Annotated in this window: 1 pseudogene; it reads left to right on the top strand. The window is 69.7% G+C overall.

Features of this window, described 5'->3' with window-relative positions:
• Positions 1-327 (top strand): annotated as a pseudogene (locus AC5P09_RS52250) (ABC transporter permease); the annotation flags it as partial.

Genomic DNA, 327 nt, shown 5'->3' with positions numbered 1-327 from the left:
CTGCTGATGACCATCGGCAGCACCGTGATCGGGGCCGCGATCTCTGTCTCCATGGACATGACCGAGGGGCTCATCGCGCGCTTCCGCACGATGGCGGTCTACCGCGGGTCCGTGCTGGTCGGGCACGTCGTCGGCAGCGCGTTGCAGGTGCTCGCCAGCCTGGTCCTCGTCGGTGCCATCGCCGTGGCCATCGGCTTCCGGTCCACGGACGCCACCGCTCTGGAGTGGCTGGCGGCGTTCGGACTGATCACACTGTTCACCCTGGCGCTCACCTGGATCGCGGTCGGGATGGGCATGGCCGGCCCGAACCCCGAGGCGGCCGGCAAC

The sequence above is a fragment of the Streptomyces sp. a15 genome (genome assembly GCF_059026085.1).
This window is presented reverse-complemented; position numbering and strand designations above follow the sequence as displayed.